The sequence below is a fragment of the Variovorax sp. BGA-UO-ETr-C22 genome, from assembly GCF_059567965.1.
Genome location: NZ_JCAQPA010000011.1, coordinates 526020 through 538801, shown reverse-complemented (window position 1 = coordinate 538801; position 12782 = coordinate 526020). Strand labels below are relative to the sequence as shown.

At 69.1% G+C, this 12782-nt stretch carries 12 protein-coding genes; 9 read left to right on the top strand and 3 right to left on the bottom strand.

The window, feature by feature from the left end; all coding sequences use genetic code 11:
* Positions 1-195: 195 nt before the first annotated feature.
* From AC57B8_RS22365 to AC57B8_RS22325, 9 genes are all read left to right on the top strand, one after another.
* The gene (locus AC57B8_RS22365) at positions 196-2796 is read left to right on the top strand and encodes an autotransporter family protein (RefSeq protein ID WP_496480798.1); all 2601 of its coding nucleotides are present in this window, start codon (positions 196-198) and stop codon (positions 2794-2796) included.
* Positions 2797-2966: 170 nt separating this feature from the next.
* A complete protein-coding gene (locus AC57B8_RS22360) occupies positions 2967-3788 on the top strand; it encodes a creatininase family protein (RefSeq protein ID WP_062479637.1) in 822 nt (273 codons plus the stop codon).
* 14 nt (positions 3789-3802) lie between these two features.
* Positions 3803-4612, top strand: a complete 810-nt coding sequence (locus AC57B8_RS22355) for an ABC transporter ATP-binding protein (protein ID WP_062479639.1) — start codon at positions 3803-3805, stop codon at positions 4610-4612.
* On the top strand, positions 4590-5477 hold the full coding sequence (locus AC57B8_RS22350) for an ABC transporter permease (RefSeq protein WP_174250296.1): 888 nt from the start codon (positions 4590-4592) through the stop codon (positions 5475-5477). The genes AC57B8_RS22355 and AC57B8_RS22350 overlap by 23 nt, the downstream gene beginning before the upstream one ends.
* Complete coding sequence (locus AC57B8_RS22345; protein ID WP_496480797.1) at positions 5449-6846, top strand: FAD-binding oxidoreductase; 1398 nt, start codon at positions 5449-5451, stop codon at positions 6844-6846. Before AC57B8_RS22350 ends, AC57B8_RS22345 begins: the two co-directional genes overlap by 29 nt.
* A gap of 59 nt (positions 6847-6905) precedes the next feature.
* Positions 6906-7934, top strand: a complete 1029-nt coding sequence (locus AC57B8_RS22340; protein WP_095950475.1) for an ABC transporter substrate-binding protein — start codon at positions 6906-6908, stop codon at positions 7932-7934.
* Between the two features lie 142 nt (positions 7935-8076).
* Positions 8077-8670: an NAD(P)H-dependent oxidoreductase gene (locus AC57B8_RS22335; RefSeq protein WP_062479647.1), complete on the top strand. Its 594-nt coding sequence runs from the start codon at positions 8077-8079 to the stop codon at positions 8668-8670.
* A gap of 21 nt (positions 8671-8691) precedes the next feature.
* Positions 8692-9654 carry a PDR/VanB family oxidoreductase gene (locus tag AC57B8_RS22330; protein WP_496480796.1) on the top strand — a complete coding sequence of 321 codons (963 nt, stop codon included), beginning with the start codon at positions 8692-8694 and terminating at the stop codon, positions 9652-9654.
* Positions 9651-10301 (top strand): TetR family transcriptional regulator C-terminal domain-containing protein, encoded by a 651-nt coding sequence (locus tag AC57B8_RS22325; RefSeq protein WP_062479651.1) that lies wholly within the window; start codon positions 9651-9653, stop codon positions 10299-10301. Before AC57B8_RS22330 ends, AC57B8_RS22325 begins: the two co-directional genes overlap by 4 nt.
* Here the strand turns inward: AC57B8_RS22325 and AC57B8_RS22320 are convergent.
* Genes AC57B8_RS22320 through otnI form a run of 3 tightly spaced genes read right to left on the bottom strand, consistent with a single transcriptional unit; the run spans position 10294 to position 12781 of the window.
* Complete coding sequence (locus tag AC57B8_RS22320) at positions 10294-10761, bottom strand: RidA family protein (protein ID WP_062479653.1); 468 nt, start codon at positions 10759-10761, stop codon at positions 10294-10296. The two genes, AC57B8_RS22325 and AC57B8_RS22320, sit on opposite strands and share 8 nt — an antisense overlap.
* Positions 10758-11966: an amidohydrolase family protein gene (locus AC57B8_RS22315; protein ID WP_496480795.1), complete on the bottom strand. Its 1209-nt coding sequence runs from the start codon at positions 11964-11966 to the stop codon at positions 10758-10760. Before AC57B8_RS22315 ends, AC57B8_RS22320 begins: the two co-directional genes overlap by 4 nt.
* On the bottom strand, positions 11963-12781 hold the full coding sequence (gene otnI, locus AC57B8_RS22310) for a 2-oxo-tetronate isomerase (protein WP_496480794.1): 819 nt from the start codon (positions 12779-12781) through the stop codon (positions 11963-11965). Before otnI ends, AC57B8_RS22315 begins: the two co-directional genes overlap by 4 nt.
* Position 12782 lies beyond the last annotated feature (1 nt).

Sequence of the window (12782 nt, the reverse complement as noted above, 5' to 3'; positions counted from 1 at the left end):
CTCCTTTCCGTCTTGCGACGAGCAAGAGACCATGCTTGAGTTATAGGCTCAACAAGGGCCGCATTCAAGTCGGCGCGCCATCGGGACCGACCCGGTGAGTACGGAAGTTCGTCGGTTTCCAGAAGGGCAATTGCACTGAATAATCCGCCGCTCCAGGCCCCACGGCCTCATGAAAAACAAGAAGGAGCAGACGACATGCGCATGGAGCGAGGCCCCCGGTTTCCATTTTCCCGCCGTCACCCGGCATCCCCCCTTCCCTGGCTCGCGGCCGCCCTTGCAGGGCTCGCAGGCGGCGCCGCGCACGCGGCCTGCGGCCCCACCGCCACGCCGGTCACCGGCGACACGGTGGTCTGCGACGGCACCACGACCGTATCGCCCAGCGTGATCGCCACGCCGGGCAGCATCGGCGTCACCATCACCGTGAACAGCGGCGCCACGCTGACCACCAACGCCACGCAGGCGCTGCTGGTGCGCGATGCGAGCACCATCACCAACAACGGCACGATCACGGTGTCGGGCGGCTCGGGCTCGGCGCGCGCGGCGATGGTCGCCACGGGCAACGACAACACGCTGACCAACAACGGCACCCTGAGCACCACGAGCAGCGGCACCGCGGGCATCCTGGTGACGTCGAACAGCAGCACGCGCACGCGCATCACCAACAACGGCAGCATCGTCACCACGGGGGGCAGTTCGCATGGCATCTCCCTGCTGGGCCCGGGCAACACGGTGGTCAACAACGGCAGCATCTCGGCCATCGGCACCTCGGCCAAGGGCGTGTACCTGCAGGGCGGCAACCTCGTGGCCAACCTGCTGGTGAACACCGGCAGCATCGCCACCACGGGCGCCAACTCGCCGTCGGGCGGCGCCGACGCGGTGCATGCGAACACGCTGGGCGGCAGCTTCTTCTCGCGCGTGGAGAACCGGGCCGGCGCCTCGTTCTCGAGCGCCAACGGCTACGGCTACCGCGGCCAGAACGGCAACGACGTGCTGGTCAACGCCGGCACCATCGAAGGCCACGGCGGCACCGCCAGCACCGACGCGATCTACATGGGCGCGCTCGGCAACGGCACGCTGATCCTGCAGACCGGCTCGGTCATCAAGGGCGGCGCCGACGGCGGCGTCGGCAAGACGGCCAGCACCTTTCTCGAAGGCAGCGGCATGGTCGACAACGCCTTCCGCAACTTCCAGCACCTGACGATGCGCGGCACTGCGTGGTCTTGGCTGACCGACGCGAGTTTTTCGGATTCGATCCGCGTCGAGTCCGGCCGCTTCAATCTGCCCGCCACGCTGACCAGCCCGGTCATCACGGTGCTCCCCGGCACCACCGTGGCCGGCACCGGCACCTTCGCGGGCAACGTGACGAACCAGGGCACGCTGCTGCCCGGTCCGAACGACGGCGTCGGCTTCGGCGCCTTCACGGTGCGCGGCAACTACTTTGGCGGCAGCGGCGCGCTGGTGCAGGTCAACACGGTGCTGGCGGGCGACAACGCGCCGTCGGACAAGCTGGTGATCGACGGCGGCGCAGCCACGGGTTCCACCGGCCTGCGCGTGGTCAACCGCGGCGGCCTGGGCGCGCCCACGCTGGCCGACGGCATCCTGGTGGTGCAGGCCGTCAACGGCGGCACCACGGCCGAGCAGGCGTTCTCGCTGACCCAGGCGGTGGAGGCCGGCGCCTACAACTACCGGCTGTTCCGCGGCGGCGCGACGGGCAATAACCGCGACAACTGGTACCTGCGCAACAACGGCTACCTCGTGGGCGGCACCGTGGTGGGCTCGCGGGAGGAAGCCGCCGAGGTGATCGCCGAGACCGGCGCGCCGGCGACGGTGGAGCAGGTCAAGCTCTACCGGCCCGAGGTGCCGCTGTACAGCGCCCTGCCGATCGCCGTGCGCCGCCTCGGGCTGGCGCAGCTGGGCACCTTCCACGACCGGCAGGGCGATGCGCAGCTGCTCACGGACGGTGAAGGCCGGCAGGCCTCGTGGGGCCGCGTGTTCGGCGAAAGCACGCGACAGCGCCTGCGCGGCGATGCCAATCCGCAGTTCGACGGCAGCGTGAGCGGCCTGCAACTGGGCCACGACTTCCTGGCGACCACCGACAGTGCGGGCGGGCGCCACCGCGTCGGCGTGCTGGGCGGCTACACGCGGGCCAGCGGCCACGCGAGCGGCGTCGCCGACGGCGCCACCAACGAGGCGGCCGGCCGGCTCACCGTCGAGGGCTACAGCCTGGGCGCCTACTGGACGCGCATCGCGAGCAGCGGCTGGTACAGCGACGCCGTGCTGCTGGCCACGCGCTACAAGGCCGATGCGCGCTCCACCTTGGGGCGCGGCGGCCGCCCGCACGGCACCAGCGTGACCGCATCGCTCGAGGCCGGCTACCCGCTGGCGCTGAGCGACACCGTGACGCTGCAGCCGCAGGTGCAGCTCATCTGGCAGCGCAGTTCGCTCGACGACTTCGACGACGGCCTCTCGACCGTGCGCTTCCAGCGCGACAACGCCGTCACCGGCCGGCTGGGCGCGCGGCTCGAAGGCCGCTTCGAGGCGGGTGGCGGCGTCTGGAAGCCCTACCTGAAGCTCAACCTGTGGCACACCTTCAGCGGCAGCAACGCCCTCTACTTCGGGCCGAGCGACCAGGTCGTGAACCGCCGCAACGCGAGCGCGCTCGAAGTGGGCGGCGGCATCGTCGGGCAGGTGAACAAGACGCTGTCGGTCTACGGCGGCCTGGCCTACACCAGCGCCATCGGCATCACCGAGCAGACCGGCGTGCAGGGGCAACTGGGGCTGCGCATGCGCTGGTGACCCCGGGGCGCCGGGGGCCCGGACGGCTCGACTTTTGACCGCCCGTGCAAATTTGATGGCATGCGGTTTGCTTGATAAAGATCAACGGGTATCCACGGATAGCCAGTCTTTTTTGACCGTATGGATAATTTAGCCCATCATCCCGTCCGCCCGCCACGAGGTACACCCCGATGAATCACCCCCCCTTGCGCAGCCGCTTCTGGTCCGACCTGACCAGTGAAGAGTTCTCCCGCCTCGACCGCGAACGGCTGATCGCCGTGCTGCCGGTGGGGGCGACCGAACAGCACGGCCCCCATTTGCCGATGTCGACCGACACCGCCACCATCGACGGCATGGTGCGCGCCAGCCTGCCCTACCTGCCCGACGACCTGCCGGTGCTGTTCCTGCCCACCGTGCCCTACGGCAAGAGCAACGAGCACTCGCGCTACCCGGGCACGCTCACGGTGTCGGCGAACACGCTGATCTCGCTGTGGAAGGACGTCGGCGCCTGCGTCGCCAAGGCCGGCGTGCGCAAGCTGGTGCTCTACAACAGCCACGGCGGGCAGATGAGCGTCATGGACATCGTGGCGCGCGACCTGCGCGAAGAGCACGACATGATGGTCGTGGCCGCCAACTGGTACACCCTGGGCCTGCCCGAGGGCCTGTTCACCGCGCACGAAGGCAAGCACGGCATCCATGCCGGCGACCTCGAAAGCTCGGTGATGCTGCACCTCACGCCCGACTACGTGCGCAAGGACCAATTCCAGAACTTCGGCTCCATGACCGAGCAGCTGGCGGCCGAGAACAAGTTCCTGTCGATCACGCCCAGCGGCAAGCTCGGCTGGCAGATGCACGACATCAACCCGGCCGGCGCCGCCGGCGACGCCACCCGCGCCAGCGCCGAGAAGGGCGCCGCGGTGCTCGACCACGTGGGCCAACGCTTCGTCGAACTGCTGCACGAGATCGACCGCTTCCCCCTCTCGCGCCTGGCCAACGTTCCGGCCTGGCGCTGACGCCAAGGAGTCCCATGGAAAGCACCACGCCATCCACGCCGCCCCTGGTCCGCCTGCGCAACGTCGGCAAGCGCTTTGCCAACGGCACGCTCGCCCTGCAGGGCATGACGCTCGACATCGGCGAGCACGACTTCGTCAGCTTCCTGGGCCCCTCGGGCTGCGGCAAGAGCACCGCGCTGCGGCTGATCGCCGGGCTCACCCGCATCAGCTCGGGCGACATGCAATGGTCGGGCGCCAACACCGGCAGCGCCAAGGACAGCAAGAGCGACCGCGACCTGGGCTTCGTGTTCCAGGAACCCACGCTCATGCCCTGGACCAAGGTGTTCGACAACGTCTGGCTGCCGCTGAAACTCGCGGGCATGAGCCGCGACGAAGCCGCGCCAGTGGTGCAACACGTGCTGGAGCTGGTCGGCCTCTCGCGCTTTGCCGACGTGTACCCGCGCGAGCTCTCGGGCGGCATGAAGATGCGCGTGTCGATCGCGCGCGCGCTGGTCACGCACCCGCGCCTGCTGCTCATGGACGAGCCCTTTGCCGCGCTCGACGAAATGACGCGCATCAAGCTCAACAACGACCTGCTGGCCATCTGGCGCGAGCACCGCTTCTCGATCGTGTTCGTCACGCACAGCGTGTACGAGTCGGTCTACCTGTCGAACCGCATCGTCGTGATGGCAGCGCGCCCGGGCCGCGTGATCGACGAGATCGCCATCGACGAGCCTTACCCGCGCGGCGAGGCCTTCCGCACCTCCAGCCGCTACAACGCGCACTGCACGGCTGTTTCGCAATCTCTGCACGGAGCGCTCCATGGCCTCGACATCGACCATTGAAACCGTGATGCCCCTCGACACCACCAACGAAGCCACGCCGTCCGCCGAGACGCTGCGCGCGCACGAAGACAAGCTGCGCCGGCGCGAGGCCACGCTGCGCATCGTCGTGCCGGTCGTCATCGTTGCCGCGCTGCTGCTGGTGTGGGAGTGGATGGTGCGCGCCAACGACATCCCGCACTACATCCTGCCCGCGCCCTCGCTGATCCTGCGCACGCTGTTCGACAACTGGGGGTCGCTCTCGGGCGCGCTGTGGTTCACGGTGAAGCTCACGCTGCTGGCGCTGGGCGCCGCCATCGTCGGCGGCGTGCTGCTGGCCATTGCGTTCGCGCTGTTCAAGTGGGTGGAAATCGGCCTGTTCCCGATCGCCGTGATCCTGCAGGTGACGCCGATCATCGCGATCGCGCCGCTCATCCTGATCTACGTGTCGAGCACCACGGCGGCGCTGCTGCTGTGCGCGTGGATCGTGGCCTTCTTCCCCATCCTGTCGAACACCGTCATCGGCCTGAAGAGCGCCGACAGCAACCTGCGCGACCTGTTCCAGCTCTACAAGGCCTCGCCCTGGCAGACCTTCCGCTACCTGCTGGCGCCCAGTGCGCTGCCGTACTTCATGGCGGGCCTGAAGATCGCCGGCGGCCTGAGCCTGATCGGCGCGGTGGTGGCCGAGTTCACGGCCGGCACGGCGGGCAAGGAAACGGGGCTGGCCTCGCGCATCCTCGAGTCGAGCTTCCGCACCGAGATCCCGATGATGTTCGCGGCGCTGCTGCTGGTGTCGCTGCTGGGCATCGTGATCTTCATCGTGTTCGCCGCCCTGTCGCGCCTCGTGCTCGGCCACTGGCATGAAAGCGAAATGCGCCGTGAACGCTAGAACGCCGCTGTCCACCGTCGACTGGGACGCCGTGCGCGAGGACCTGCACGGCCTGAACGTGATCGCCACGCCCAGCCAGCGCAAGCAGCTGTCGAAGGACTTCTACTGGTACAGCCCGATCCTCACGGCGCAGCTCGCGGGCTGCGTGGCCGACCTCGTGGTCAAGGTCAGCACCGAGGACGACGTGCGCCAGGCCGCGGCCGTGGCCGCGAAGTGGAAGCTGCCGCTCACCGTGCGCGCGGGCGGCACCGGCAACTACGGCCAGTGCGTGCCGCTCGAAGGCGGGCTCGTGCTCGACGTGACGCAGATGTGCCGCGTGCTCGACCTGGCCGAGGGCCGCATCCGCGTCGAGGCCGGTGCGCGCATGCACGACATCGACCTGGCCGCACGCGAGACCGGGCAGGCGCTGCGCATGTGGCCCTCGACCTGGCACGTGGCCAGCATCGGCGGCTTCATCGCGGGCGGCTTCGGCGGCATCGGCTCGTTCCGCCACGGCATCCTGCGCGACCCCGGCAACCTGCTGCGCGCGCGCGTGATGACGGTGGAGCGCGAGCCGCGCGTCATCGAGCTGGTCGGCGACGAGATCCAGCAGGTGCACCATGCCTACGGCACCAACGGCGTGATCCTCGACGTGGAAGTGGCGCTGAGCCCGGCGGTCGACTGGGTGCACTGCACGGCGCTGTTCGACACCTACCGCGGCGCGCTCGACTTCGGCATCGCCGCGCAGGCGCCTTCGCTGGACATCTTCCTGCTGTCGACCGTGGAGGCGCGCTTCTCGCCCTACTACACGGCCATGGGCGATCGCTTTCCGCCCGACCGGCACGCGGTGTTCACCATGGTCTCGCCCGACTCGATGGCCGAATTCCGCGCGCTCGCGGCGGCGCACGGCGGCACCCTGTCGGTGGCCGGCACCGAGGCCGAGCTGCAGGCCGAGGGCCTGCCGCCGGCCTACGAGTGCGCCTTCAACCACACGACGCTGCAGGCGCTGAAGGCCGACCGCAGCTGGACGTACCTGCAGGTGGCCTACGCCCAGCCCTTCGACCCGGCCGTGGTCGAGCGCCACATGCAGATCTTCGGCGACGACGTGCTGCAGCACCAGGACTTCGCGCGCGCCAACGGCCAGTGCGGCACCTTCGGCATCCTGCTCGTGCGCTGGAAGGGCGAGGCCCACCAGTACGAGGTGATGCGCGAGATCGAGTCGCAGGGCGGCGCGCAGATCTTCAACCCGCACGTCTTCACCATCGAGGACGGCGGCATGAAGACCATCGACACGCAGCAGATCGAGTTCAAGAAGCGCAGCGACCCGATGGGCCTGATGAACCCCGGCAAGACGCGCGGCTGGACGCCCGACATGGCAGTCGAGCGTTGAGAAAAACATTTAGTCTTCGCATCCCGTCCCCACCCCAACCTCCACAGGAGTCCGTCCCCATGCGCATCCCCGCTTTCTCTCTTCGGCCGCTGGCCTTCGGCCTGGCCCTCGCAGGCGCCGCCTTCGCCGCACAGGCCCAGGACAAAGTGGTGTTCGCCACCAACTGGAAGGCGCAGGCCGGCCACGGCGGCTTCTACCAGGCGCTGGTGGACGGCACCTACAAGAAGTACGGGCTCGACGTGGAAATCATGCAGGGCGGCCCGATGGTCAACAACCGGCCGATGCTGCCGGCCGGCAAGGTCGACTTCCTCATGACCGGCAACCTGCTGCAGTCCTTCGACAACGTGAAGAACGGCGTGCCCACCGTGGTGGTCGCGGCCATCTTCCAGAAAGACCCGCAGGCCATGTTCGCCCACCCGGGCCAGGGCTACGACACCTTCAAGGACATGACCAAGGCGCCCGTGGCCTTCATCGGCAAGGACGGCCAGTTCAGCTTCTGGCAGTGGATGAAGTCGGAGCACGGCTTCAAGGACGCGCAGCTCAAGCCCTACACCTTCAACGTCGGCCCGTTCCTGGCCGACAAGAAATCGATCCAGCAGGGCTATGCCATCTCGGAGCCGCTGTCGATCAAGGCGCAGGCCGGCTTCGACCCGGTGGTGCACCTCTTGGCCGACCACGGCTTCTCGACCTACGCCACCACCATCGAGACCCGCGCCGACCTGATCAAGACCAAGCCCGAGACGGTGCGCAAGTTCATCGAGGCCTCGATCGTCGGCTGGAACAACTACCTCTACGGCGACAACAAGGCCGCCAACGAGCTCATCGCCAAGACCAACCCCGACGCCACGCCGGCCGCGCTGCAGGGCTCCATCGACCTCATCAAGAAGATGGGCATCATCGACAGCGGCGACTCGCTCACCAAGGGCATCGGCGCCATGGACGAAGCACGCGTGAAGGACTTCTACGAGAAGATGGTCAAGGCCGGCCTGTACAAGCCGGGCGAGATCGACCTGTCGAAGGTCGCGACCACGCAGTTCGTCAACAAGGGCGTCGGTGTCGACATCCGCAAGAAGCTCACCGGCAAGTAAGTCGCTTCGTTTTTTCCCGTGGGTCGCGCGGGGCTTGCGCCGGGGTCAGATGCCGGCGCCTGGGTTGCCATAAGGCACTGCGCGGCCTTTGTTCCCTTGGGCTCTGACCCCGTCTCGCCGAACAGGCGAACCGGCCCGAACCATGAAAACGCTCGTCGTCCATTGCCATCCGAACCCTGACAGCTTCAACCACGCGCTGTACCGCACCGCCCTCGAGGCCCTCACGCCGCGACACCCCGTCAAGGCCATCGACCTGTACGCCGAGGGCTTCGACCCGACGCTGACACGCGAAGAGCGCATCGCCTACCTCGACAACCCCGAACTGATCCGCGAACGCGTGAAACCCCACGTCGAAGCGCTGCTGTGGGCCGAGCACCTGGTGTTCGTCTACCCCACCTGGTTCCATGGACCGCCGTCCATGCTCAAGGGCTGGCTCGAGCGCGTGTGGCTGCCGGGCGTGGCCTTCCTGCCCGCCGAGCGCAAGGGGCAGCTGGCGAAGTCGGGCATGCGGCACATCCGCCGGCTGACGGTGGTGACCACCGGCGGCTCGCCGCGCTGGTTCGTGATGGCCATCGGCGACCCGGGGCGGCGGCTGTTCACGCGCGCGCTGCGGGCGCTGTTCGCGTGGCGCTGCAAGGTGACGTGGCTGCAGCTGCACGACATGAACGCCGTCACCGACCGCGACCGCACCCATTTCATCGCGCGCGTGGCGCGCACGCTGCACAACATCCAGTAGACACGCAGGGAGACACACACCATGAGCCTCGAACGCACGCTGACCGTCCGTGTCGAACGCATCTCGCGGCAGACGCCGGAAATCCTGGCCTTCGAGCTGGCGCATCCGTGGGGCCGGCCGCTGCCCGGCTACGAGGCCGGCGCGCACATCGACGTGCACATGCCCGGCGGCTTCTCGCGCCAGTACTCGCTGGCGCGCGCGCCCTCGGGCAGCGGCGGCTACGTGATCGGCGTGAAGCGCGAGCACGCGAGCCGCGGCGGCTCGGCCTCGATGCACGAGCGCGTGCGCGAGGGCGACCTCATTGCCATCAGCGCGCCGCGCAACACCTTCCCGCTGCGCGCCGAGGCCCGCCGCCACCTGCTACTGGCCGGCGGCATCGGCATGACGCCGCTGCTGGCCATGGCGCAGGCGCTGGCCGCACGCGGCGCCGACTTCACGCTGTGCGTGTTCGCGCGCAGCGAGGAGCACCTGGCCTTCGCCGAGGCCCTGCACGCGCCCGCGCTGGCGCCGCACCTGAAGCTGCACCTGGACCAGGGCGACGCGTCGCAACGCATCGACCTGCGCGCCCTGCTGGCCGAGCGCGCGCCCGACACGCACCTGTACGTGTGCGGCCCCGGCGGCTTCATGCAGGCGGTGCGCGAGGCCGCCGCGCACTGGCCCGAGGACGCGCTGCACACCGAGTACTTCGCCGCGCCCACCGGCACGGCCGCCGCCACCACGGGCCTGCCCTTCACGCTGAAGCTGGCGCGGCGCGGCATCGAGGTGCCGGTGGCGGCCGACCAGACCGCGGTCGACGCGCTGCACGAGGTCGGCATCGACATTCCCGTGTCGTGCCAGCAGGGCCTGTGCGGCACCTGCGTGGTCGAGGGCGACGGCGAAGGCGCCGAGCACCGCGACTTCTGCCTCACGGGCACCGAGCGGCGCACCAAGGTGGCGCTGTGCTGCTCGCGCGCCAAGGGCCCCGACCTGGTGCTGCAGCTGTGAGCGTGACGGACACCGACAGCGAAGCCCCCGCCACGCGCGGGCGTTCGCGCAAATACACGCAGGTGCTGGGCCTCATCAACCAGGCCGCTATCGAGGTGTTCGCCAGCGAGGGGCTGGCCGGCGCGTCGACGCAGGCCATCGCCGACAAGGCGGGCCTGTCGAAGGCGCAGCTGCACTACTACATCGAGAGCAAGGAGGCGCTGTACCGCCAGGTGCTGCAGGACATCCTGACCGACTGGATCGTGGTGTTCGGCTTCAGCGACGAGGCCTTCGGCCCACGCAAGGTGCTGGGCGATCTGATCCAGCGCAAGATGATGTTCTCGTTCGAGCACCCGCTGCGCTCGCGCATCTTCACGGCCGAGATGATGCGCGGCGCGCCCGTCATCAACAGCATGATGGACACGAGCAAGCAGCGCACCGACCAGGCCGCCGCCGTGATCCAGAACTGGATGAACCAGGGCCTCATGGACACAGCCGACCCGATGCTGGTGCTGTTCCACATCTGGGCCGTGACGCAGTTCTATGCCGACCACGCCACGCAGGCCGCCTACTACCGCAACACGGCGCAGCAGGGCGACGACAAGGACCGGCGCTACCTGATCGAGCAGGTGACGGAGTTTCTTTTGAAAGGCGCGGGCGTCAAGTAGCCGCGCGCTGCGGCAGGTACATGGTGGCTTCCACCTCCACCAGCACCTCGTCGCCCGGCAGGAAGCGCGACACCTCGACCACCGTGCTCACCGGCGGCTCGCCCGGATAGAACAGGCCGCGCACGCGGTTGTAGAAGGCGTAGTGCGGCAGGTGGCGGAAGTACTGCACCAGCTTCACCACGTCTTCCATGGTGCCGCCGTGCTCGGCGGCGATCTGGCGGATGCGCTCCAGCACGAACCAGCTCTGCGCCACGATGGGCGCCTCGAAGATGTCGACCGACATCTGGCCCGTGGCATAGCCCACGCCCTGCAGCGCGGTGCGGGCTTCTTCCGGGATGGCGTCGTAGCCCGCCACCGCGCGGCGCGTGGCCGGGTCGACGGCGACCACGCCGCTCATGAAGACGAAATCGCCGACGCGCTTGGCGGCGGCATAGTTGGCCATCGGCTTGCCCATGCTCATGGTGTGTTCTCCAGTGCCCGGCCTGCGCGGTAGACGGTGCGTTGCCGTCCGCGCGGGCCGATGAGTTCGTGTTCGTCGGTGGCGGCCAGCACCACCAGGTCGGCCGGGCAGCCCGGCGCGATGCGACCGTCCCACGCGAGGCCCAGCGCTTTCGCGGGGTTCACGGTGATGGTGTCGAGCCAGTCGGCGGCAGGCGCCAGGTGCGCCATCTGCACGCCCAGGCCGAAGGTCTCGAGCAGGTCGTAGCTGCCGTAGGGATAGAAGGCGTCCTGCACGTTGTCGGTGGCCAGGCTGGCGCGCAGGCCGTGCGCAGCCGCCTCGCGGATGCGCGTGATGCCGCGCGCCACGGGCGTGCGGTCCCACGCGCCCTGCAGGTAGAGGTTGGTGGTCGGCAACGCGACGAGGTGCAGCCCGGCGCCGGCGCACAAGGTGAGCGTCTCGGCGGCCACGGCATCGTCCTGCACCGAGAGCGAACAGGCGTGGCCGCAGACCACGCGGCCCTTGAAGTCGCGCGCGCGCACCAGCTGCGCGATGCTGCGCAGGCCGCTGGCGTCGGTGTCCAGGCCTTCGTCGACGTGGAAGTCCAGCCCCAGCCCGTGCTGCTGCGCGAGGTCGAACACGCGGCCCAGCTTGGCGAAGAGGCCGTCGTTGCGGTAGATGAAAGCGCCCAGCGAACCGCCCGCGCGCTTCACGTCGCGCGCGATGCGCTCGCCGGCCGCGAGGTCGGCGAACACGTCGAGCGGCACGAGCGCGACGAACTGCAGCTCGATGCGGCCGGCCCATTCTTCGCGCAGCGCCTCGAACACGGCCAGCGCGGCCGGCGGTTCGGGCTCGACCCAGTCCAGGTGCGTGCGCAGCGCGCGCGTGCCGGCGCGCCAGGCCTCGTGCAGCGCGCGCTCCATGCGCAGGCGCAGCGAGGCGCCGGTCCAGCTCGCGCGGTGGCGGCCCATGCGCTCGATGGCGGTGAACAGGTCGCCCTGCGCGGCGCCGACGTCCTGCACGGTGAAGTTCTTGTCGATGTGCGCGTGCGCCTCGACGAGCGCGCTCAGCAGCGTGCCGCGCGCCTGCGTCTGCGAGGCGCTGGGCGCGATGGCCGCGACCTTGTCGCCGTCGATCGTGACGTCGAAGACCTGCACATCGCCCGCTGCTGCGAAGCCCCGCAGCGGCGCCGGAATGCGCAGCGCTTCGAGCGTCGTGGTCGTCATGCGCGCTGGCGCCAGTCGCGCAGCCAGCCCAGGCCGGCCGAGGTGCCGCCGGGCTCCATGCCGCGGCGCGGGCGGTACTCGCACCCGACCCAGCCCTGCCAGCCGCACTGCGCCGACACCTCGTCGATCACGCCGAAGAGGTAGTCGTAGTTCTGCTCGCCCACATCGGGCTCGTGGCGCTCGGGCACGCCCGCGATCTGCAGGTGGCCGACGCGGCCGGTCGGCAGGTACTGGCGCAGCTTCATCGCCACGTCGCCCTCGACGATCTGGCAGTGGTACAGGTCCATCTGCACCTTGAGGTTGGCGGCGCCCACGGTCTCGACGATCTGGTGCGCGTGGTCCTGCCGGTTGAGAAAGAAGCGCGGAATGTCGCGCGTGTTGATCGGCTCGATCAGCACGTCGCGCCCGGCCTTCGCAGCCTCGGCCGCGGCCCAGCGCAGGTTCCCGACATAGACGGCCTCTGCCGCCTCGCGCGCGAGGCCTTCGGGCACGAGGCCGGCCATGACGTGGATGCGCGAGCAGTCGAGCGCCACGGCGTAGTCGATGGCTTTCGCAATGCCTTCGCGGAACTCGCCCTCGCGCCCCGGCAGGCAGGCCAGGCCGCGTTCGCCGCCGGCCCAGTCGCCGGGCGGGCCGTTGAACAGCACCTGCTGCAGGCCGTTGTGCTTCAGGCGGGCGACGATTTCCTCTTTCGAGAAGTCGTAGGGAAAGAGGTACTCGACGGCCTGGAAGCCGTCTTTCGCGGCGGCGTCGAAGCGGTCGAGAAATGCGAGCTCCGGATAGAGCATCGAGAGGTTGGCGGCGAATTGGGGCATG